General features: G+C 71.2%; 20 protein-coding genes. 17 read left to right on the forward strand and 3 right to left on the reverse strand.

The window, feature by feature from the left end:
- Positions 1-77: 77 nt before the first annotated feature.
- On the reverse strand, positions 78-1592 hold the full coding sequence (locus tag AB0J36_RS17610) for a DUF1996 domain-containing protein (RefSeq protein WP_357169145.1): 1515 nt from the start codon (positions 1590-1592) through the stop codon (positions 78-80).
- Between the two features lie 405 nt (positions 1593-1997).
- Between AB0J36_RS17610 and AB0J36_RS17615 the strand changes: the two genes are divergently transcribed.
- The 15 genes from AB0J36_RS17615 to AB0J36_RS17685 all read left to right on the forward strand — a co-directional run bounded on the left by AB0J36_RS17615 (position 1998) and on the right by AB0J36_RS17685 (position 15613).
- Positions 1998-2411: a DUF6069 family protein gene (locus tag AB0J36_RS17615; RefSeq protein ID WP_357125437.1), complete on the forward strand. Its 414-nt coding sequence runs from the start codon at positions 1998-2000 to the stop codon at positions 2409-2411.
- 45 nt (positions 2412-2456) lie between these two features.
- A complete protein-coding gene (locus AB0J36_RS17620) occupies positions 2457-2810 on the forward strand; it encodes a YciI family protein (RefSeq protein ID WP_363660865.1) in 354 nt (117 codons plus the stop codon).
- A gap of 20 nt (positions 2811-2830) precedes the next feature.
- Positions 2831-4030 (forward strand): RNA polymerase sigma factor, encoded by a 1200-nt coding sequence (locus AB0J36_RS17625; protein WP_357125444.1) that lies wholly within the window; start codon positions 2831-2833, stop codon positions 4028-4030.
- Positions 4027-4605, forward strand: a complete 579-nt coding sequence (locus AB0J36_RS17630) for a dihydrofolate reductase family protein (protein ID WP_357125447.1) — start codon at positions 4027-4029, stop codon at positions 4603-4605. Before AB0J36_RS17625 ends, AB0J36_RS17630 begins: the two co-directional genes overlap by 4 nt.
- Positions 4606-4682: 77 nt before the next feature.
- A complete protein-coding gene (locus AB0J36_RS17635) occupies positions 4683-5606 on the forward strand; it encodes an NBR1-Ig-like domain-containing protein (RefSeq protein ID WP_363660866.1) in 924 nt (307 codons plus the stop codon).
- Between the two features lie 175 nt (positions 5607-5781).
- Positions 5782-6639, forward strand: coding sequence for a peptidoglycan-binding domain-containing protein (locus AB0J36_RS17640; RefSeq protein WP_357125452.1), 858 nt, complete (start codon positions 5782-5784; stop codon positions 6637-6639).
- Between the two features lie 34 nt (positions 6640-6673).
- A complete protein-coding gene (locus tag AB0J36_RS17645) occupies positions 6674-7558 on the forward strand; it encodes a peptidase inhibitor family I36 protein (RefSeq protein WP_355048036.1) in 885 nt (294 codons plus the stop codon).
- A gap of 6 nt (positions 7559-7564) precedes the next feature.
- Positions 7565-8488 (forward strand): SpoIID/LytB domain-containing protein, encoded by a 924-nt coding sequence (locus AB0J36_RS17650; protein ID WP_357125457.1) that lies wholly within the window; start codon positions 7565-7567, stop codon positions 8486-8488.
- Positions 8489-8630: 142 nt separating this feature from the next.
- Positions 8631-9287: a GntR family transcriptional regulator gene (locus AB0J36_RS17655; protein ID WP_357170544.1), complete on the forward strand. Its 657-nt coding sequence runs from the start codon at positions 8631-8633 to the stop codon at positions 9285-9287.
- A gap of 48 nt (positions 9288-9335) precedes the next feature.
- Complete coding sequence (locus tag AB0J36_RS17660; RefSeq protein ID WP_357169154.1) at positions 9336-10124, forward strand: Ig domain-containing protein; 789 nt, start codon at positions 9336-9338, stop codon at positions 10122-10124.
- A gap of 195 nt (positions 10125-10319) precedes the next feature.
- Entirely contained in the window at positions 10320-12125 is a 1806-nt protein-coding gene (atzF, locus tag AB0J36_RS17665; RefSeq protein ID WP_363660867.1) for an allophanate hydrolase, read from the forward strand.
- 38 nt (positions 12126-12163) lie between these two features.
- Complete coding sequence (locus AB0J36_RS17670) at positions 12164-12853, forward strand: isochorismatase family cysteine hydrolase (protein WP_357169160.1); 690 nt, start codon at positions 12164-12166, stop codon at positions 12851-12853.
- A gap of 8 nt (positions 12854-12861) precedes the next feature.
- Complete coding sequence (locus tag AB0J36_RS17675; protein WP_357125469.1) at positions 12862-13554, forward strand: isochorismatase family cysteine hydrolase; 693 nt, start codon at positions 12862-12864, stop codon at positions 13552-13554.
- Positions 13555-13566: 12 nt separating this feature from the next.
- Positions 13567-15186, forward strand: a complete 1620-nt coding sequence (locus AB0J36_RS17680; protein ID WP_357169162.1) for a regulator — start codon at positions 13567-13569, stop codon at positions 15184-15186.
- Positions 15187-15226: 40 nt separating this feature from the next.
- Positions 15227-15613: an AtzH-like domain-containing protein gene (locus tag AB0J36_RS17685; RefSeq protein WP_357169165.1), complete on the forward strand. Its 387-nt coding sequence runs from the start codon at positions 15227-15229 to the stop codon at positions 15611-15613.
- A 132-nt stretch (positions 15614-15745) separates the two neighbouring features.
- On the opposite strand, the gene AB0J36_RS17690 is transcribed toward AB0J36_RS17685, so the two are convergent.
- Together AB0J36_RS17690 and AB0J36_RS17695 are read right to left on the reverse strand one after the other, a co-directional pair.
- A complete protein-coding gene (locus AB0J36_RS17690; protein WP_357169168.1) occupies positions 15746-16027 on the reverse strand; it encodes a hypothetical protein in 282 nt (93 codons plus the stop codon).
- Positions 16028-16039: 12 nt separating this feature from the next.
- Entirely contained in the window at positions 16040-16873 is an 834-nt protein-coding gene (locus AB0J36_RS17695) for a hypothetical protein (RefSeq protein ID WP_357169171.1), read from the reverse strand.
- A gap of 595 nt (positions 16874-17468) precedes the next feature.
- Here AB0J36_RS17695 and AB0J36_RS17700 point away from each other — a divergent pair.
- Entirely contained in the window at positions 17469-18932 is a 1464-nt protein-coding gene (locus AB0J36_RS17700; protein ID WP_357125488.1) for an endo-1,4-beta-xylanase, read from the forward strand.
- A gap of 167 nt (positions 18933-19099) precedes the next feature.
- Positions 19100-20884, forward strand: a complete 1785-nt coding sequence (locus AB0J36_RS17705) for a hypothetical protein (RefSeq protein WP_357169174.1) — start codon at positions 19100-19102, stop codon at positions 20882-20884.
- Positions 20885-20891 lie beyond the last annotated feature (7 nt).

Below are 20891 nucleotides of genomic sequence, written 5' to 3' on the forward strand. Positions count from 1 at the left end.
CCCCCCCGCCCCCGGCCCCCCCCCCGGCCCCCCCCGGCGGGCGGGGGGCCCCCCCGCCTCTCGGGTTGCGTGTGGGGTCAGCCGCCGGCGAAGGTCACCTCGGTGCCGCACTTGGCCTTCTGGTTCAGGCAGGACTTCACCAGGGGTCCGATGTGGGCCGGGTCCCAGGCGTTCATGAAGTCGCCGTGCATGGAGGACGGCTTGCCGGAGGAGAGGCTCAGGCCGTTGCCACCCAGCGACTGGTAGTTGACCATGAAGGACAGGTTCGGCACCGCCACCGGGTACTTGCCGGTGCAGACGCCGTTGACCGGGTCGCCCATGTGCGACTTGTGGTCGGGTGAGTCGATGTTCTTGCCGTCCCAGCAGTCCTTGAAGACGAGCTGGAAGATGAGGTTGCCGCCGGAGGCGCAGACCGGCCAGTTGCCGTCGGCGCTGCGGCCGGTCTCGGCGCTGCCGGCGCACCAGAACTGGTTGCTACCGGCGTTCTTCGGCGTGTCGACCTGCTTCTTGGCGTCGCCCTCGACCATCCGCAGGCCCGGCGGGAAGGGCTTGACGGTCGACGGGTCCTTCACCCGTGAGCCGTAGTAGACCCGGAAACTCTTCATCGGTACGGGCTTGCCGTCCTTGCGCAGCTCCGGGGTCCAGTAGGCGCTCAGGTCACCGGGGGCGTTGCAGGTGGTCGTCGAGGAGAGCAGCTTGTCGGTCGTGGTGAACGCGTCGATCTTCGGGCCGAAGAAGGTGTGCATGTGCGACGCGCCCGGCAGGCCGGGGACGACGATCGGGTCATCCGGCGCCGAGTTGGCCAGCTCGCAGTCCGTGTGGAACTCGGGAACGCGGGTCGTTCCCGGCGTCACCGGCTTCGGCGTGATCGCGTTGAAGGCAGCCAGTTCCCGGTCCCACCTGGCCTGGTCGACCGGTACCCAGCCAGCCGCGGGCGCGGTGCCCGGCGTGGTGGGCGTGGCGCCCGGGGTGGTCGGGGTGGTGCCCGGGGTGGTCGGCGTCGCCGGGCTGGCGCTCGGCGTGGTCGACGCGCTCGGCGTCGTACCCGTCGCGGAGCCGAACGTGAACCAGTTCAGGTTCACGAAGTCCGACCGGGAGCTGCTCTTCATGACGGCGAAGACGGTCTGCGGGCCGGACGGCACGCTGGCCGCCGTGGCGGTCACCGTCGTCCACTTCTGCCAGCCGCCGGTGTGGGCGATCGGGAAGCTGGCCAGCAGGGCGCCGGTCTGCGTACCGAGGCGCAGCTCGACGGCGCCGCCGTCGGTGTTGTTCGCCGCCACCCGGGCCTTCAGCTCGGCGCCGGTGATCGAGACGCCGTCGTACCGCAGCCAGTCTCCGTTGCCGAGCCAGCCGACGTTCCGGCCGCCGTCGGCGTCGCCGGTGCTCTCGGTCTGCGCGCCGGACTGGGCCGCGAAGGCCTCAGCCTGGATCCGGCCCGACACGGCGACCTCTTCGGCCTGGGCGCCGGCGATGTAGATGCCACTGCCCACCAGGGCGGCGGCGACCCCCGAGGCGAGCGTGATGCGAGCGATGCGGCGGCGCTTGCGCGCCCGGTCCGGCGGTGCGACGTGCGCGGGGGGAGGAGTCCGCATTACCAGTGATTTCCTTCGAGTCGACGATAACGCTCTGTCGGATGAAGTATGTGCACGTCGGAGGCGCGCGGCAATCTGCGGAAAAAGAATTAAGGAGGGCCGTGGAGAACTGTCCTGGTGGCCGTCGAGCCGGCTCCGGATAACAATTTTTTGCCCTCGTACCCTTAAGTTTCTATTAATCCTGATGGCATGTCTTCCCGGACCGGCTTCTCCGGCTCGCGCGTCAGCCGGGGCCGCGCACCGTCCCGACTGAACCCGACCCGACGGCCCGGAGAACGGCTCGGCGTACACCGGCGGCGAGGCCGCCAAAATATCGTGGGTGGGGCTGTCGATCGGGACCGGCTCTGTTCGTAGCCATGGTGAGAGCCCGGCATCGAGACGGGCACCCACCCGCTGGAGGGCATGATGACCACCACCGCGAACACCACCCGCGCCGCCACGTCGACGCGCGGCGCGCTGATCTGGGCCGGTGCCGTCGCCACGGTCGCCGCGAGCGCGGCCACCATGGTCGTCGCCGCCGCCGGCCGCGCGGCGGGAGTCAGCCTCGACGTGAGCGGCGCTCCGATCCCGGTCGCCGGGTTCGGGATGCTGACGGCCGTCTTCTCCCTGGTCGGCGTGGTCCTGGCCGTGCTGCTGTCCCGGTTCGCGCGACGCCCGCGGCACGTGTTCGTCCGTACGACGGTGGCGCTGACGGTCCTGTCCCTGGTGCCGGACGTGATCGCCGACGCCGACACGACCACCAAGGCGCTGCTGATGCTCACCCACCTGGTCGCTGCCGCGATCGTGATCCCCGTCGTCGCGCGCCGCCTGGCCGCCTGAGCCGTCACCACCCCATCCCGCTGTCGAGCTACCGGAAGGATCGTCATGAAGCAGTATCTGCTGTCCGTGCACGCCGTCGAGGGCGCGCCCGCCATGTCCGACGAGGAGACCGAGGTCATGTTCGCCGAGACCGGCCGCATCAACGACGAGATGCGGGCGGCGGGCGTCTGGGTCTTCGGCGGCGGGCTCGTGTCTCCGGAGAGTGCCACCGTCGTGCGGATCGAGAACGGGTCCAGCACCATGAGCGACGGACCCTTCGCCGAAACGAAGGAGCACCTCGTCGGCTTCTGGGTCCTCAAGTGCGCCGACCTGGACCAGGCGCTCGCCTGGGCCGAGAAGTGCGCGGCGGCCTGCGGACCGATCGAGGTACGCCCCTTCGACGACCTGTCCCAGGCCTGACCCGGAGCCGGCCGGCCGACATGGATCTGGCGAGCATCTACCGCGCGGAGTACGGCCGCTGCGTCGCCACCCTGGCCCGTCTCCTTGGCGACATCAACCTCGCCGAGGAGGCGGTCCAGGACGCCTTCGCCACGGCGCTCGAGAAGTGGCGGACGCCGCCACCCAACCCGGGTGGCTGGATCGTGACGACCGCCCGCAACCGGGCGATCGACCGGCTCCGCCGCGAGTCGACCCGCGAGGCCCGGCACGCCCAGGCCCTGCTGCTCCAGCACCAGGACGCGCCCCAGGAGGTGGGACCCGTGCGGGACGACCAGTTACGACTCATCTTCACCTGCTGCCACCCGGCGCTCGCCCTCCAGGCGCGCACAGCCCTCACGCTGCGCCTGCTCGGTGGCCTCGAGGTCCCTGAGATCGCCCGGGCCTACCTGGTCCGGGAGACGACCATCGCCCAGCGGATCGTGCGCGCGAAGAAGAAGATCCGGGAAGCCGCCATTCCCTACCGGGTACCCGCCGACCACGAGCTGCCGGACCGGCTGCCGCCCGTGCTCACCGTGCTCTACCTGATGTTCAACGAGGGCTACACGTCCACCGCCGGACCGTTGATCAGGACCGACCTGTGCGCCGAGGCGATCCGGCTCGCCCGCGAGCTGGCCGCGCTGATGCCCGACGAGCCCGAGGTGCTCGGCCTGCTCGCCCTGCTGCTGCTGATCGAGGCACGTCGCCCGGCCCGGCTCGGCCCGAACGGTGAGCTGGTTCTCCTGGGCGAGCAGGACCGGTCACTGTGGAACGACACGTTGATCGCCGAGGGACACGACCTGGTCCGGCGGTGTCTGCGACGCAACCGGCCCGGCCCGTACCAGATCCAGGCCGCGATCAACGCGGTGCACACCGACGGCGTGGCCACCGACTGGCGGCAGGTCCTGGCGCTGTACGACCAGCTTCTCGTACTCACGCCGAACCCCGTCGTGGCCCTCAACAGGGCGGTCGCGGTGGCCGAGGCGCACGGTCCCGACGCGGCTCTCGCCGCGCTGGAGACGGTCGAGCTTCCCGGGTACCACCGGCTGCCCGCCACCCGGGCCGAGCTGCTGGCTCGGCTCGGACGCGACACGCAGGCCCGCGCCGCCTACGACGAGGCCATCGCGCTGACCGGCAACGATACTGAGCGCGCCTTCCTGAAGGCGCGGCGTAGCGAACTCACCCACAGGAGGAGACCGGCGTGAGCGCCACCTACACCTTCGACGTCTTCACCAGCCTCGACGGCTTCGGAAGCACCACCGGCAACTGGGGAGGCTACTGGGGCAAGCAGGGTCCCGAGCTGCTGGAACGTCGCCTTGCCACGTACACGGATGACCACCGCATGGTCTTCGGCGCCCGCACGTTCGCGCTGTTCCGACAGATGCTGGCCGACAGCGTCGAGGAGTCCGGCGTCCGCGACGCCTGGGTCACCCGCATGATCAGCCTTCCGGCCATCGTCGTGTCGAACACCATCGAGGAACCGCTCGACTGGCCGGACGCCACCCTGGTACGCGGTGACGCCGTCGACGTCGTCGCCCGGCTCAAGGAGGAGTCCGAGGTGCCGCTGCGGTCGCACGGCAGCCTCTCGATGAACCGGGCACTGCTGGCCGCCGGCCTGGTCGACTTCATCCAGGTGACGCTCTTCCCGGTGGTCACCGGTCAGACCGGGACCGAGCCGATCTTCCACGGTGCGGCCGACTTCGACCTGGAGCTGGTCGAGGGCCGCACGCTCGACGGCCGGACTCAGGAACTCGTCTACCGACCCACCCCGCACACCTGAACCCTCCCCGTCGGTCGTTCGGTAGCCTCTGACACGCTCTGACAACGTCTGACAAAGTCGTCTGACATGGGGGACTGATGAAGGACCAGCGTGCCGGGGAGTCTGGTCAGGACGGACGGCCCGCCCAGAGGTTCGCCGAGCAGTTACGGGCGCTGCGCGGCGCCGCGGGAGACCCCTCGTTCCGCAAGATGGCGGGGCGATCAGGACGGATCTCGCACACGACCCTGCACGAGGCCGCCGCCGGCACCCGGTTTCCCTCGTGGGAGACCACGCGGGAGTTCGTCCGAGCCTGCGAGGCGGACGAGGCCCTGTGGCGGCGTCGATGGGAGGAGGCGCAGCGCCCGGTGACGGCCGCCCGGTCCAGCGGGGACGGTGACCCCGCGCCGGTCCTCGCCGCGTCCGCGCCGGCGGAACAGGGCGTGGTGCAGGTCGTGGAGCATCCGGGGGCCGAGGATCGCGTCGTGACGACGCGGCGACGCCGTCTGCCGTGGCTGAACATCGCGGCGGTGGTGCTGGTGGTGGCGGTGGCCGGTGTCCTGGGCGCGACCGTTCGTGGCCGGTCGGGCGCCGACGGCTCCAGCGCACCGACGGCGTCACCGTCACCGTCCGCGTCACCGAACGCGACGGCGTTCTCGGACTCCCTGATCCCCGGAGACTCGAGCAGGTTCGTCGCCGACGTCACCATCCCCGACGGCACCCAGGTGAAGGTGAACGCCCAGTTCGACAAGGTGTGGTCTCTCGCGAACGTGGGAAAGGTCGACTGGCACAACCGGTACCTGGCGCGGATGGACCCCGCCGCAGACGGTGCCGGCTGCCGGACACCGGATCGGGTGCCGATCGGCGACACGCCGCCCGGCGAACAGGTGATGATCCGTGTTCGGGTCACCGCGCCGAGCCGCCCGGGCAGGTGCTGGGTCAGTTGGAAGATGGTCGACGAGGCCGGCCGGGAGTACTTCCCGACCCGGCGGCCGGTGTACTTCATGGTCACCGTGACCGCCTGAGGTCCGGCCGCGATGTCAGGCACGGGCTCCAAGCCAAGCTGACAACACCGCATTCATCGAGGTCGGTGACGGTCTGACGGATCTGACAGGCCGCCGGGGGTACCGAACAGCAGGGCGCTTCTCGCAGGGTGATGTCGAACCGAGAACGACTCACCGGCTACGAGGAGGACCCATCTTGCGACGTCCCTGGTTGACCGTCGGACTCGCCGCGCTCTGCGTGGCCGTCGGCGTCCCGGCCCACGCGGCGGCATCCGGCGCCACACCGCAGCGGACCGCCACCGCGGCCGCGCGGCCGATCGTGGACATGGAGGCCACCGTCCTGGCCGCCCAGATCGACCCCCGTCGGGCGGACAACACACTGACCCCCGGTGCGAAGAGCTCGGTGCTCGCCGTGGAGCAGGCGTTGCAGGCGCGGGGCCTGCTGAACGCGCAGTGGGTCGACGGCTACTTCGGCACGGTCACCGTCTCGGCGTACGCGGCGTACCAACGCTCGCTCGGCTACACCGGGCTCGCCGCGAACGGCCTGCCCGGCACGACGTCGCTGACGAAGCTCGGGCTGGACCGCTACACGGTCGCCAACACGATCGGTCCGGGCGCGAAGGTCCCGCGCGACGGGTACGTCGTCAACGCCCGGACCCAGGCGATGCTGGCCGAGGCGCAGCGTCTGCTGGGCCAGACCCTGGTGCTCGAACAGGGCTCGTACAACCCCGGGGGTGACCCGACCTCGGCCGGCACGCACGACGGCGGGGGTGTGGTCGACATCGCGGTCACCGGCATGACCGCGACCCGGCGCACCGCCGTCGCCCGGGCCCTGCGCCAGGTGGGCTTCGCCGCCTGGGTCCGCAACCCGAACCAGGGCGACTGGCCGTGGCACATCCACGCCGTGGCGATCAGCGACACGGACCTGTCCAGCCAGGCGCAGCACCAGGTCGGCGACTACTACCTCGGTATGAACGGTCTGGCCAACCAGGGCCCGGACGACGGACCCCAGATCCCGATCAAGACCTGGGAGCAGTACCAGCGCGGGCAGTGACCCGCACCCCCTCACCACCCTCGAAAGGACACCCATGAACATCCGGAAGAGCCTGGCCGCCGTCGGCGTCGCGCTGGCCGCGACCACCTCGATCCTCAGCGTCGCATCGCCCGCCTCGGCGGCGGCCCGGGACGGGATCTGCGACAGCGGCGAGTTCTGCTACTACTACAACAGCGACAACGCGGGATCGATCTCGGACTTCACCGGATCGCTCGACGACTACGGCACCGAGCAGCCCTCCTGCTACGACTTCAAGGGCGCTGGCGCCGGCAAGGGCCTGTGCATCAAGAACGAGGCCGCCTCGGTCTGGAACCGCAGCACCAAGACGGTCCGCGTCTACTACAACAGCGGCTACGCCGGTTCCTACCAGGACTTCGCGGCCGGTGCGAAGACCAACCTCAACGCCACGCTGAAGAACAACAACGCCTCGCACCAGTTCTCGCCATCGACGCGCACGAACCTGTCGTACGCCCTGTACCAGGCCAGTGGCGGCAGTGTCACGTGCGGCTTCGACGGTTACACCACCACGCCCGGCCGGCACGAGGGCATCGACATCGCCCGCAGCGTCGGTTCGGACGTGCGCGCCCTGGTCTCCGGAACGGTCACCTACGTCGCGCAGGGCAGCACCGGCAGCGGTGGCCTGTCCACGATCTCGGTCTACAACTCCTCGTCCAACAAGACCGTGATCTACCTGCACACCGCGCCGAGGTCCGGGGTGAGCGTGGGTGACGCCATCAGCAAGGGCCAGGTCATCGCCGACGAGTCGTGGCACGGGGTGTCCTCCAGCTCGGGCGCGCACACCCACGTCGAGGTCCGGGCCGGTCGGCAGACCCACGCGGCCGTCAGCGTCGGCGACCCCACCCTGGACAACGCCGACCCGACCGCGTTCTGGAACTCCCAGGGCTACAACGAGAAGTAGGACGTCATGAGAATCCGCAAGGGCCTCGCCATCGTCGGTGCCGTCCTGGCCATGTCCACCTCCGTCCTGAGCGTCGCCTCGCCGGCAGCGGCGGCCGAACGGGACGGGACCTGCGACAGCGGCGAGTTCTGCTACTACTACAACAGCAACCAGGCCGGCTCGGTCTCCGACTTCACCGACTCGCTGGACGACTACGGCACGACCCAGCCGACCTGCTACGACTTCAAGGGCGCGGGCGCCGGCAAGGGCCTGTGCGTCAAGAACAACGCGGCGTCGGTGTGGAACCGGACCGGCAAGACCGTGCGGGTCTACTTCAACAGCAACTTCGCCGGTACGACGCAGGACTTCGCGGCCGGGGCGAAGGGCAACCTCAACGCCACGTTGAAGAACAACAACGCCTCGCACGAACTGCTGAGCGGGCCGACGGGCTGCAGCACCGACGGCACCAACAGCAAGCTGCCGAGCACCATCCTCGTCTACCGGGTCAGTCTCGGGCGCGTCGACCGGGTCGACTTCAAGACGTACGTCAAGAACGTCCTCCCGAACGAGTGGGTGACGAGCTGGCCGGCCGCCTCGCTGGACGCCGGTGCGATGGCCGTGAAGAGCTACGCCTGGTACTGGGCGTTGCACTCGACCCGGAAGACCTCCGGCGGCCAGTGCTACGACGTCCGGGACGACACGGGCGACCAGGTCTACCGGCCGTCGTCGGCGCAGACCTCGACGTCGGCGGCGGTGGACCGGACCTGGTCGAACCGGCTGACCCGCAGCGGCAATATCCTGCGGGCGCACTACTGCGCGACCACCACCGCGTGCGGTGGCTGGGTGGACGGCGACTGGATGTCCCAGTACGGCTCGCGTGATCTCGCCAACTCGGGCAGCAGCTACCAGGCGATCCTGCGCCACTACTACCGTGACGTGGTCATCTCCTGACGTCCCGCGTCAACCGTGCCGCCCGCCGCACATCCGCGGCGGGCGGCACTGTCGTGGGCAGCCCGGACGGGTCGCCGGGCCGTGGGGACGCGCCGACGCCGCTCCCACGGCGACAGGTGGCAGACTCGGCGGAGTGAACGACATGGCCGCACCGACGATGGACGGTGAGCTGGAGAGCGTCAGTCTGGTGGACCTCGCCGTCGCCCGGTTGACCCGGGAGATCCTCAGCGGCAGGAGCGATCCGGGGGAACGCCTCGTCGAGGAGCAGCTCACCCGTCGGCTCGGGATCAGCCGGGCGCCGCTGCGGGAGGCGCTGCGGTTGCTGGCCCAGCAGGGGCTGGTCGAGCACGTGCCCCGGCGCGGCGTACGGGTGGCCACCCTCTCCGATCGTGACGTGCGGGAGCTGTACGAGCTGCGGGACGTCCTCGAACGATTCGCGGTGCGGGCGGGGATCCCGGTCGGCCGCGAGAGCGACCTGGCGGGGTTGCGGGCGACGCTCGACGAGATGCGGGAGGCGACCCGGGCCGGCGACCGGATGGCGGTCGCCGAGTCGCACCGGGCGTTCCACGTCGCGCTCGTCGCGCTCGCCGGCAATCGCCAGCTGTCCGCCGTGTACGGCTCGATCCTGGTGAAGTTGCAGCTCTACATGGCGATCAACCTGCGGCGTGAGGCGGAGGTGGCGCAGCCCTTGGACGGGGTCCACCGGCACGAGCGGTTGTTCGAGGCGGTCGCCGGGGGAGACCCGGAGGAGGTCCTCGCCGTGCTGTCCGGGCACGGCGCGCGCTCCTACCTGGACTAGCTGTACGAGCCATTGCCGCCCCCGACTCGCCCGTGGGAACATGCATCGATGAGGGTAAATCTCTTGCGTCGCAACAGGTCCCGCCTGTTGCTGACCGTGGCCGCGGCGGCCATGTCCATCGCGTCCCTGGGCCTCAGCACGCCGGCCGCCGCCGCGACCCCCGACGGCCACTACTGCTGGTACGTCCTGCCGGACAAGGTGCCGTGGAAGCCGGCCAACAACATCGTCAACTACACCGCGACGGTCACGTGCGACGGCGCGGTGCGGCGCGTCGACCTCGCGGTGGAGTTGCTGTACCACGGGACGAGCGGGGGTGCCGGCACGACCGTGAACGGCCGGACGACGCTGTGGACCGACGGCACCTCGATCCCCGTGGTCGCACTCGGCGTCACCACCCCGAACACGCTCTGCGACTCGGGCTTCTACTCGGGTCGAGCGACCGCCACCGTCCAGTACCGCTCGGGTGAACCGGAGTACATCACCAGATCGATCGCGTCGCAGCAGGTATCGCTGAACTGCTCGTTTCCGGAAATTCCGCCCACCGGCCCGAGTCCCAGCACGGTGACGGTCACTAACCCAGGCACCCAGAGTTCGCTCAAGGGGGACAACGGAGGGCTGCAGATGCAGGCCACCGGCGGCAGTTACTCGTACACCTGGACGGCGGTCAACCTACCGCCCGGGCTGACCATCGAACCCGGGACCGGCCGGATCAGCGGCACGCTCGCCCAGATCGGCTCCTACAACGTCACCGTCACCGCCGACGACGGATTCGGCAGCCTGGGCAGCACCACCTTCACCTGGAGCGTCCGCAAGGAATCTCCCTGCCCGCGCTGCTGATCAACGCCCGCGGCGCCCGTCCGGCCCGGACGGGCGCCACCTGGCCGCGCCGCCGCGCCTTGCCGGATCGCCGCCCCGGCTTCGCCTCGGCTCGGCCGCCCCCATGAAACAGGCCCAGCCGGCGGCCAATCGGCCGTCATGTCCCCGTTACAGAACGCGCCGCCCGCTGTAACAGAACGGTCGACAATCGACTGTATGCCAGAGTCAGTCGGATCCATCTCGGACCTGCGGACGGCGTACCGCGACGGTCGTCTGACGCCGACGGACCAGGTCGAACGCGTCCTCGACGGGCTCGCCGGAGGCGGTGCGGGCCCGGTCTGGATCAGCACCGTGCCGGCCGACGAGCTACGGGCCCGCGCCGAGTCGCTGACCCGCCACGGTGACCCCACCTCCCCGCTGTACGGGATCCCGTTCGCGGTCAAGGACAACATCGACGTGGCCGGCCTGGTCACCACGGCCGGCTGCCCCGACTTCGGATACGAGGCCGCGCAGGACGCGCCGGTCGTGCGGCGGCTCCTCGACGCCGGCGCGCTGCTCGTCGGCAAGACCAATCTGGACCAGTTCGCCACCGGCCTGACCGGCGCCCGCTCGCCGTACGGCAGTTGCGAGAGCGTCTTCGGCGGCGGCCTCATCTCCGGCGGCTCCAGCTCCGGATCCGCCGTCGCGGTGGCCGCCGGCCAGGTCAGCTTCGCTCTCGGTACGGACACCGCGGGCTCCGGCCGGGTGCCGGCGGCGCTCAACGGGATCGTCGGCCTCAAGCCCACCCGTGGCCTGCTCAGCACTGCCGGCGTGGTGCCGGCCTGCCGCTCGCTCGACTGCGTGTCGGTCTTCACGCCCGACGTGGCGGGCGCCGTCGACGTGCTGCACGCCGCCCGTGGTGTCACCACGGCCGACCCGTGGGGCCGTCCGTTACCGGCGGAGCGGGTGGTCGCCCGCATGCCGGGCACGCTACGCCTCGGGGTGCCCTGGGCAGAAGACCTCGAGTTCTTCGGTGACACCGGGCAGGAAGCCCGCTTCGCCGCCGGAGTGCAACTGCTGCGTACCCTCGTCGGATCTCTGCGGTCGGTGCCGCTCGGCGCCTTCTTCGCGGCGGGTGACCTGCTCTACCAGGGTCCCTGGGTGGCCGAGCGGCTCGTCGGCCTGGGCGACTTCCTGCGGTCGAACCCGGAGTCGGTGTTGGCGGTCACCCGGGCCGTGCTGGAGACCGGCTGGCGCTACGACGCGGTCGACGCCTTCCGGGGGCACCACCGGCTGCGTGAGCTGCGCGCCCAGGTCGACACGCTCTGGCAGGACGTCGACGTGCTCGTCGTGCCCACCGTCGGCACCACCTTCACGCTCGACGAGATCGCCGAGGACCCGATCGGGCGGAACGCCATGCTGGGCCGCTACACCCAGTTCGCGAACCTGCTCGACCTGGCCGCGGTGAGCGTGCCCAACGGCTTCACCGCCACCGGCCGGCCGGCGAGTCTCACCCTGCTCGGTCCGGCGTTCAGCGACACCACCCTGGCCCGGCTCGCCGCCACCCTCAGCACGGGCGGCGCGGCCAACCCGGACGTCGAGCCCGTTCCGCCGCCGGCTCCACGGCCGACGGACGTGCTGATCGCCGTGGTCGGCCGGCACCTGAGGGGCGAGTCCCGCAACGGCGAGCTGCTCGGCTACGGCGGGGCCTTCGCGGGCGCCGCCCGTACCGCGCCGCTCTACCGGCTCTACCGGATGGACACCGCCGACGGCGAGGGGCTGCCGGGGCTGGTCCGGGTCGCGCCGGACACCTCGGCCGGTCACCCGATCGAGGTCGAGCTGTGGCGGCTGCCCAGCGCCGCCCTCGGTGAGCTGCTGGCCGGCGTGCCGGCGCCCCTCTCGCTCGGTTGGATCCGGCTGCACGACGGGCGGGACGTGCTCGGCTTCCTCTGCGAGGCGTACGCCGCCAGCCCGCCGGCCGAGGACATCAGCGCCAGTGGTGGGTGGCGGGCCTACCGCCGCTCCGCCGCCACCCGGCGGTGAAGCGGGCCGCACCAGCGATCACGACAGGAGGCGAGAGGATGGGAAGCATCGGGCCGGTACCGGCCAACCCCTACCCGTGGCCGTACGACGGTGTGGTCGACACCGCGCGGACCGCGCTGCTCTGCATCGACTGGCAGACCGATTTCTGCGGGCCGGGCGGTTACGTCGACGCCATGGGCTACGACATCGGCCTCACCCGGGCCGGCCTGCCGGCCACCGCCCGGCTGCTGGAGCACGCCCGGTCGCTCGGGATGCTGATCGTGCACACCCGCGAGGGGCACGACCCCGACCTGTCCGACCTGCCGGCGAACAAGCGCTGGCGTTCGGCCCGCATCGGCGCCGAGATCGGCGGGGCCGGTCCGGCCGGCCGGATCCTGGTCCGGGGCGAGCCCGGGTGGGAGATCGTGCCCGAGGTCGCCGCGCTGCCCGGCGAGGTGATCATCGACAAGCCCGGCAAGGGCGCCTTCTACGCCACCAACCTCGACCTCGTGCTCCGGACCCGGGGCATCACCCACCTGATCCTCACCGGCATCACCACCGACGTCTGCGTGCACACGACGATGCGCGAGGCGAACGACCGGGGTTACGAGTGCCTGATCCTGGCCGACTGCACCGGCGCCACCGACAAGGCCAACCACGAGGCCGCCCTGCACATGGTCACCATGCAGGGCGGCGTCTTCGGCTGCGTCGCCACATCCGACGACGTCATCGCCGCCACGGCGAAGTGAGGTGAGCCATGCCGACCATCGCCACCGCGCGACCCGGCCCCTACTCCTTCGACATCTCGACCACCGCGCTGCTCGTCATCGACATGCAGCGGGACTTCCTGGAGCCCGGCGGATTCGGTGAGAGCCTCGGCAACGACGTGAGCCAGCTCCGCCGTACCATCGCGCCGCTCGCGGCCCTGCTGGCCGACGCCCGCGCCGTCGGCCTGGCCGTCGTGCACACCCGCGAGGGGCACCTGCCCGACCTGTCCGACTGCCCGCCGGCCAAGCTGAACCGGGGCGCCCCGAGCAAGCGGATCGGCGATCCCGGGCCCACCGGCCGGATCCTGGTCCGTGGCGAGTACGGCCACGACATCATCGACGAGCTCGCGCCACTGCCCGGCGAGCCGGTCGTCGACAAGCCCGGCAAGGGCGCGTTCCACGCCACCGACCTGGACGTCCTGCTCGCCGAGCGGGGCATCCGCAGCCTCCTGGTCGCCGGAGTCACCACCGAGGTGTGCGTGCACACCAGCGTCCGGGAGGCCAACGACCGGGGGTACGAGTGCCTCGTACTCGCCGACTGCGTCGGGTCCTACTTTCCCGAGTTCCACCGGGTCGGGCTCGACATGATCGCCGCCCAGGGCGGGATCTTCGGGTGGGTCGCCGACTCGACGCAGGTCCGAGCCGTGCTGCCCACCACGTCCGCGTTGCAACCCTCCTCCTGACCGGGAGCAGCCATGGTCTCCTCGAAGTCCACCGTCGTCCCGCTCCCGTTCTGGGTGCGTGGTGACACCAACGCGTTCTTCGGTTTCGGCGTCAACGTCCTGGTCAACGTGCTCACCCTGACCGGGCTCTGCATCGGGGTGGTGAAGCTGCCCGAGGGGGAGGTGTTCGGCACCATCCTGCCGGCGCTCGGCATCGCCCTGGTCGCCGGCAACATCTACTACACCTACCTGGCCCGCCGCCTGGCCCGTCGGGAGAACCGCACCGACGTGACGGCCCTGCCGTACGGGCCGAGCGTGCCGCACATGTTCATCGTCATCTTCGTCATCATGCTCCCGATCTACCTGCGCACCCAGGACCCGCTCCGGGCCTGGGAGGCCGGGCTGGCGTGGGCCTTCATCATCGGCGTGATCGTGCTGATCGGCGCGTTCGTCGGCCCCTACATCCGTCGGTACGCGCCCCGGGCGGCGCTGCTCGGCACGCTCGCCGGGATCTCGATCACCTTCATCTCGATGAACCCGGCCGGGCAGATGTGGCGGATGGCCTGGGTCGCCCTGCCGGTCTTCGCGCTGCTGCTGATCGGCCTGCTCACCGACACCAAGCTGCCGTTCAACTTCCCGATCGGGCTCGCGGCCCTGCTGGTGGGCACCGCGATCGGCTGGGCCGGCGGGGCGATGTCGGTGCCGGACGTGACGGCGGCCGCCCGGGACATCGCGGTCGCCGTACCCTCGTTCAAGCTGGACCTGTTGTTCACCGGGCTGTCCGACATGGCGCCGCTGCTGGCGACGGCCATCCCCCTCGGCGTCTACAACTTCACCGAGGGCATGACGAACGTGGAAAGCGCGGCGACCGCCGGGGACAACTACAACCTGCGCAGCGTGCTGCTCGCCGACGGCGCGGGCGCGGTGATCGGCGCGGCGCTCGGCTCGCCGTTCCCGCCCGCCGTCTACGTCGGCCACCCGGGCTGGAAGGCCGCGGGTGGCCGCAGCGGTTACTCGATGGCGACCGGCGTGGTGATCGCCGTGCTCTGCTTCCTCGGCATGTTCGGACTGCTCGCGGCGATCTTCCCGACGGCGGCCATCGTGCCGATCCTGCTCTACATCGGCCTGCTGATCGGGGCGCAGGCGTTCCAGGCGACGCCGCGGGCGCACGCCGCGGCCGTGGTCGCCGCACTGGTGCCGAACATCGCGGCCTGGGCGACCGGGCAGATCGACAACGCGCTGGCGGCGGCCGGCACCAGCGCCGCCGCGGTGGGCGACGACGCGCTCAACGGCGCCGGTGTCGTGTACGACGGGCTGCTGGTGCTGGGGCAGGGCGCCATCCTTGCCGGCCTGGTGCTCGGCGCGGTGGTGGTCTTCGTCATCGACAAGCGGTTCGTCCGCGCCGCGATCTTCGCCGGCTCGGGCGCGGTGCTGTCGTTCGTCGGGCTGATCCACGGCGAGCGGGTCGAGTGGAACGCCAACGGCCAGGTGGCGCTCGGCTACCTCTTCGTCGCGGTGATCTGCGCGGTCTTCGCGCTCGGTCGTCCCACGCCACGCGAACCGGACCCGGAGGAGGCCGAGTTGGACGAGGCGTCCGCGCCGGCCGCCGATCGGGCGGCCGACGAGCAGCAGACCGCGGCGGCGCGTGGCTGAGCCGCCGGGCCGACCCGACCGGATGGAGAGGACGGACCGGATGGAGATCGATCGCGCGGACGTGGTCGCCGAGGTGGCGGCGGCCTTCGGCGGATACGAACGGGCGCTCGTCGACGGTGACGCCGAGGCGATCTGCGGGTACTTCTGGGACTCCGACCGGACGGTGCGGTTCGGCCTCGCCGACCATCAGTACGGGCTGGAGGAGCAGCGCAAGTGGCGGGCCGCGCAGCCACCGCTGCCGGCCGGCCGCCGGCTGGTCGAGACGAGGGTCAGCACGTTCGGCGCGGACCTCGCGGTGGTGACGACCCGATTCGGGTACGCCGACAGCTCCGCCACGGGACGGCAGACCCAGACCTGGGTACGCCTGCCCGTCGGTTGGCGGATCGTCACCGCCCACGTCTCCGAGCCCGCGCCGAACCTCGACTGACCGGTCGACGGGCCGGCACCGGCCGGACGTGGTCGCAGCCCCGGTGCGGCCCGGCGGTCGACCGTGTACCGGTCGCTGTCCGCCGCGCACGACGAAGCGCCCCGTCCGCCGTGGACGGGGCGCTTCGTGGCGTCAGCCGGACGGCGTGCCGGGCGTCGGACGGTCCTCGTCGCCACGGGGCAGCGGCGTGGCCACCTCGATCCGGGGTGACCGGTCCGGCGGAAGGTGCGCGAGGTCGGCGATGACGACCACGTCCACCTCGCCGTCGACCATCTTCTGCTCGACGGTCTCCCACGGTGCGCGGATGATCCCGTTCAGCCGGTAGTCATGTCGGCGCAGGTGGTTCAGACACGTCGCGATGGCGTGTTCCGACGGCTCCATGTCGGCGGGTACCCAGATGATGGCTAGCTCCATGATCTCTCCTGATCAACGTCGTGGACGTGGATGGGTGATCAGGAGCTGCCGGGGCGGCGGGGGACCCCGCTGGACGGGTCGACTGGTGGCCCGACTGTCGAAGGGACCGACGGCGCCCCCTCGACGCAGCGGCCCGACGGACGGCGGCGTGTCGGTCGCCGACGCTGTCAGGTCGGCGCCCCCGGCACCGGTGCTGGTGGGCGCGGACACGAATGCCAGTGCCAGCGCGGGTTGCGCCGGTAGCGGACGGGGGGTCGGGATCGGCGGTGATGACGGTTCGGCGGTCATCGCCGCCCGCCCGCGCGCCGGCATGCGACGGTCGGCGGCGTCGGCGCGGGATGCCCGCACCGTCACCGGTGCCGACGACGGCGGGGTGGCGCGCGTCGTCGACGAGGTGACCGGCGTCCCCGCCTCCGGTGGCGGGGACGATCGCCGGGTACGGGGTGCCCGGGTGGGCGTGGGAGCGGTAGGTCCGCCCGTCGACGCCGGTGACGTGGTCACCAGCGGCAGCGGCAACGGCAGGGAGCCGGTGGTCGGCAGCGGGACTGCCGTCGGCAGAGGGAGCGCCGTCGGCACCGGGACAGTCGTCGGCAGGGGGAGCGCCGTCGGCAGGGGCAGGTCGAGGTGCGATGGAGTGTCGAGCAGGTCCCGCGCCAGCGATCCGACGATGCCGCCAGCGGTGGCGGTCTCCACCGGTCCGCTGGTCGTCGGCGTCGGCGTCGGGATCGGGATCGGCGTCGGCTCGGCGGAGGCGGGCTCGGCGCCCAGGGCGGCCGCGAGCGCGGCCGCGCCGAGTGCCACCGCGCCGAGGGCCACCGGCGGCGGGCAGTGCTTCGGCGGCGTCACGCGGGTGCCGCCGACCGCCGGGTCGGATCGGCCCCGGCACGTCGCCGCCGCCCGAGCGGTCGCTCGTCGACCCGCGGCGTCCCACCCATGAGCGGATTGTTGCCCCTCGGGAACGCGGGCTACACCTGTCGCCGGCCGATCGACGTCGCGCGCGGTGAGAGGGCGGGGCGGGCTGGCCCTGTGAGCGATAACAAGGATCGCTTCCATCGATACTGCCGCACGGTCCGGCCGCTGTGACCCCGTAGCAGCATCGTCGTGAGTCACTGCGGCCACCGCGGCGTATGTCCGGCTCGTTACATCTTGACGAACAGCATGTTATCGCTCACCCTCGATGCAGAGGTCCGCGGCGTCGGTGGCTCACCGGGCGAGTCCCGTGGTCGCGCCTCGACGCGCGGCGTCCCTCCGGGCAACGGACGCCGTCTCAGGACTCGTGCGGTTCCCGGCGAACGCCGGCCGATTCCGCGTGTGCCGGTGCGAGGTGGCCCAGGATGACCGTCCCGGATTCCTTGGCCCAGCCGGCGCGCGCCGCCGGGAACAGGTCGTCCTGAGCGAAGTGGCACCTCACCACCGCCGATGCACCTACAGAAGGATCGACATGAGACCTAGAAAAGCTCTGCTGGCGACGGCGACCCTCGCGGTCGCGCTGACCGCGGGTATGACGGTCGCGCTGGCACCCATGGCCAGCGCCGGAACGACGTTGAAGGCGTCGGCGGCCGAGAAGGGCCGCTACTTCGGCGCCGCCGTCGCGACGGGCAAGCTCTCCGACAGCCAGTACGTCAGCATCCTGAACGGCGAGTTCAACAGCGTCACCCCCGAGAACGAGATGAAGTGGGACGCCACCGAGCCCCAGCAGGGTCGGTTCAGCTACACGGGTGGTGACCGTCTCGTCAGCCATGCCCAGGCCAACGGCATGAGCGTGCGCGGACACGCGCTGCTGTGGCACGCCCAGCAGCCGAGTTGGGCGCAGGGCATGTCCGGCACCGCGCTGCGTAACGCCGCCATCAACCACGTCACCCAGGTCGCCACCCACTTCCGGGGCAAGATCTACGCGTGGGACGTGGTGAACGAGGCGTTCGCCGACGGCGGCTCCGGCGGGCGACGCGACTCGAACCTGCAGCGCACCGGCAACGACTGGATCGAAGCGGCGTTCCGCGCCGCCCGCGCCGCCGACCCGGGCGCCAAGCTCTGCTACAACGACTACAACACCGACGGCATCAACGCGAAGTCCACCGGCATCTACAACATGGTCCGCGACTTCAAGTCCCGCGGCGTGCCGATCGACTGCGTCGGCTTCCAGTCCCACCTCGGCACCACGCTGGCGAGCGACTACCAGGCCAACCTGCAGCGCTTCGCCGACCTCGGCGTCGACGTGCAGATCACCGAGCTGGACGTGATGACCGGCTCCAACCAGGCCAACATCTACGCCTCCGTGACCCGCGCCTGCCTCGCCGTGGCGCGCTGCACCGGCATCACCACCTGGGGCGTGCGGGACAGCGACTCCTGGCGCGGCTCCGACAACGCCCTGCTGTTCGACCGGTCGGGCAACAAGAAGGCGGCGTACACCTCCGTCCTCAACGCTCTCAACGCGGGCAGCGGCACCCCGACCACCCCGCCGCCGGGCTCCGGGGTCGACACCACCGCCTGGTACGTCCTGATCAACCGCAACAGCGGCAAGGCCCTGGACGTGTACGAGCGGGCGACCACCGACGGCGCCCGGATCGACCAGTGGACCCGCAACGACGGCGCGTGGCAGCAGTGGCAGTTCGTCGACTCGGGTAGCGGCTACTACCGACTGAAGTCCCGTAACTCCGGCAAGGTGCTGGACGTCTACAACCGCTCGACCGCCGACTCCGCAGCGGTCGTGCAGTGGACCGACGGCAACGGCACCAACCAGCAGTTCCGGCTGGCCGATTCCGGGGGCTACGTGCGCCTCATCAACCGCAACAGCGGCAAGGCCGTCGAGGTGCAGGGCGCGTCCACCGCCGACGGCGGCAACGTCGTGCAGTACGCGGACTGGGGCGGCAACAACCAGCAGTGGCAGTTGGTCAAAATCGGCTGACATCCGTCGATCGAGTCGGCGCGGTGGCGCGGACGCTCGTCGTCCGCGCCACCGTTTCCGCTCCCCGCAGCGTCTATTGGTATGCGGCCGTTGCGTCGTGCGCGAGAACACGCCACGCTTCGGACAGCAGATGGACAAGCCCGGCACTATTGGAGAGCATCAATTTCATGATTATCCGGTCCGCCACCCCGCCACCAACCTCGGAAGACGTGCCCCCCGAGGAGATCCCCGAGGATCGGCCGCCGGCCGACTGGGGTCGTTGGAACTGGGCGCGTTCCGAATGGACCGTGGCGGTGGCGGCGAGCCTGCTACTGGCGGTGGTGCTGACCTGGCCGACCCTGCGCCACCCGGCGACCACGATCCCCGGCGACCTGGGTGATCCGCTGTTGCAGGCGTGGCAGGTCGCCTGGTCGGGGCATGCCCTGCTGAACAGCCCGGGTGACCTCTGGAACTCGAACACGTTCTACCCCGAGACGTACACGTACGCCTACAGCGACACCCTGCTCGGGTACGCCCCGATGGGGATGCTGGGCTCCGGTTTCACGGCCGCCGTGATCCACTACAACCTGCTGTACGTGCTGCTGCACGCGCTGGCGTCGTTCGGGGCGTACGCCCTGGCACGGCAGCTCGGCTCGAACCGTTGGGGCGGCGCGGTCGCCGCCGTCGCCTGGGCGTACGCGCCCTGGCGGCTGGCGCACTCGGGGCACCTGAACATCCTGTCCAGCGGGGCGATCGCGCTGTCGCTGGCCATGTTGGCCCGTGGCCACGGCTGGTCGCTGCGCCACGGGTACCGGCCCGAGCTGCGCAAGCCGGGCTGGGCGGTGGCCGGGTGGCTCGTCGCCGCCTGGCAGGTCAGCCTCGGGTTCGGCATCGGCCTGCCGCTTGTCTACTTCCTGCTGGCCACGGTCCTGGTGGCGGCCGGCTGCTACGGCTGGTCCTGGTGGCGCAAGCGGGAACGGCCCCCGTTCGGCCGGCGGCTGCTGATCGCGGATCTCGTCGGCGGCGGGGTGTTCGGCCTGGTGACCCTGCTGCTGGGCATGGTCTACCTGCGCGTCGTCGACCTCAACCCGCAGGCCGAGCGGACGCTGGACTGGACGAAGATGTTCTCGCCCCCGCTGATCGGGTTCGTCACCGCGCCCGCCGACTCGTGGCTGTGGGGGGAGCGGCACGCCGGCGCGCGCGAGCAGCTCTCCTGGCCGCCGGAGATGGCGCTGCTGCCGGGCATGATGGTGATCGGGCTGGCCGCGGCGGGTCTGTTCCTCTCGGCGTACCCGCTGCGGCACCGGGTCGCGCTGGGGCTCGGCGTGGTCGGCACCGTGCTGTTGGGGCTGGGCGCCACCCTCGGCGGTGACGGGGACCCGGGCTACCTGACCCTGTCCACGCTCCTGCCGGGCTGGGACGCGTTGCGGACGCCCGGCCGGATGATGCACTGGACGAGCCTGCTGCTCGCGGTGCTGGCGGCCGGCGCGGTGACCGCACTGGCCGAGTCGCTGCGACAGTCCACGCCCCGCCAGTGGGCGCGGACCCTCACGCCGCTGGTCCTGTTGATTCCCCTGACGGTGGTCACCCTGGAAGGCGTCAACTCCACGCCCCACCTGACCGTGCCGCCGCCGCCGGCCGCGATGCGGACGGTGCAGGACCCGATCCTCGTGCTGCCGGCCGGCGGGGTGGGCGACCTGACGTACATGTTGTGGACGACCGACGGGTTCCCCCGCGTGACGAACGGTCTCGCCGGCTTCGAGCCGGTCAGTCAGGCGCAGACCCGGACGGCGGTGGCGTCGTTCCCCGATCCGGTCAGCGTCGCGCACCTACGGGGGATCGGCGTGCGGTCGGTGGTCGTCGTGCCGAGCCGTGCCGTGGGAACGCCGTGGGAGAGCATCGCGACCCGACCCATCGACGGGTTGGGCATCACCCGGGAGGATCTCGATGGCACGCTGGTCTACCACCTCTGACCGCGTG

Source organism: Micromonospora sp. NPDC049662, assembly GCF_040675055.1.
In the GTDB taxonomy this organism is placed as follows: Bacteria; Actinomycetota; Actinomycetes; order Mycobacteriales; family Micromonosporaceae; genus Micromonospora.

Coding starts and splice junctions, on each gene's coding strand:
- AB0J36_RS17610 (WP_357169145.1), bottom strand. CDS start 1,592: ATGCGGACTCCTCCCCCCGCGCACGTCGCACCGCCGGACCGGGCGCGC.
- AB0J36_RS17615 (WP_357125437.1), top strand. CDS start 1,998: ATGACCACCACCGCGAACACCACCCGCGCCGCCACGTCGACGCGCGGC.
- AB0J36_RS17620 (WP_363660865.1), top strand. CDS start 2,457: ATGAAGCAGTATCTGCTGTCCGTGCACGCCGTCGAGGGCGCGCCCGCC.
- AB0J36_RS17625 (WP_357125444.1), top strand. CDS start 2,831: ATGGATCTGGCGAGCATCTACCGCGCGGAGTACGGCCGCTGCGTCGCC.
- AB0J36_RS17635 (WP_363660866.1), top strand. CDS start 4,683: ATGAAGGACCAGCGTGCCGGGGAGTCTGGTCAGGACGGACGGCCCGCC.
- AB0J36_RS17645 (WP_355048036.1), top strand. CDS start 6,674: ATGAACATCCGGAAGAGCCTGGCCGCCGTCGGCGTCGCGCTGGCCGCG.
- AB0J36_RS17650 (WP_357125457.1), top strand. CDS start 7,565: ATGAGAATCCGCAAGGGCCTCGCCATCGTCGGTGCCGTCCTGGCCATG.
- AB0J36_RS17655 (WP_357170544.1), top strand. CDS start 8,631: ATGGCCGCACCGACGATGGACGGTGAGCTGGAGAGCGTCAGTCTGGTG.
- AB0J36_RS17660 (WP_357169154.1), top strand. CDS start 9,336: ATGAGGGTAAATCTCTTGCGTCGCAACAGGTCCCGCCTGTTGCTGACC.
- atzF (WP_363660867.1), top strand. CDS start 10,320: ATGCCAGAGTCAGTCGGATCCATCTCGGACCTGCGGACGGCGTACCGC.
- AB0J36_RS17670 (WP_357169160.1), top strand. CDS start 12,164: ATGGGAAGCATCGGGCCGGTACCGGCCAACCCCTACCCGTGGCCGTAC.
- AB0J36_RS17675 (WP_357125469.1), top strand. CDS start 12,862: ATGCCGACCATCGCCACCGCGCGACCCGGCCCCTACTCCTTCGACATC.
- AB0J36_RS17680 (WP_357169162.1), top strand. CDS start 13,567: ATGGTCTCCTCGAAGTCCACCGTCGTCCCGCTCCCGTTCTGGGTGCGT.
- AB0J36_RS17685 (WP_357169165.1), top strand. CDS start 15,227: ATGGAGATCGATCGCGCGGACGTGGTCGCCGAGGTGGCGGCGGCCTTC.
- AB0J36_RS17690 (WP_357169168.1), bottom strand. CDS start 16,027: ATGGAGCTAGCCATCATCTGGGTACCCGCCGACATGGAGCCGTCGGAA.
- AB0J36_RS17700 (WP_357125488.1), top strand. CDS start 17,469: ATGAGACCTAGAAAAGCTCTGCTGGCGACGGCGACCCTCGCGGTCGCG.
- AB0J36_RS17705 (WP_357169174.1), top strand. CDS start 19,100: ATGATTATCCGGTCCGCCACCCCGCCACCAACCTCGGAAGACGTGCCC.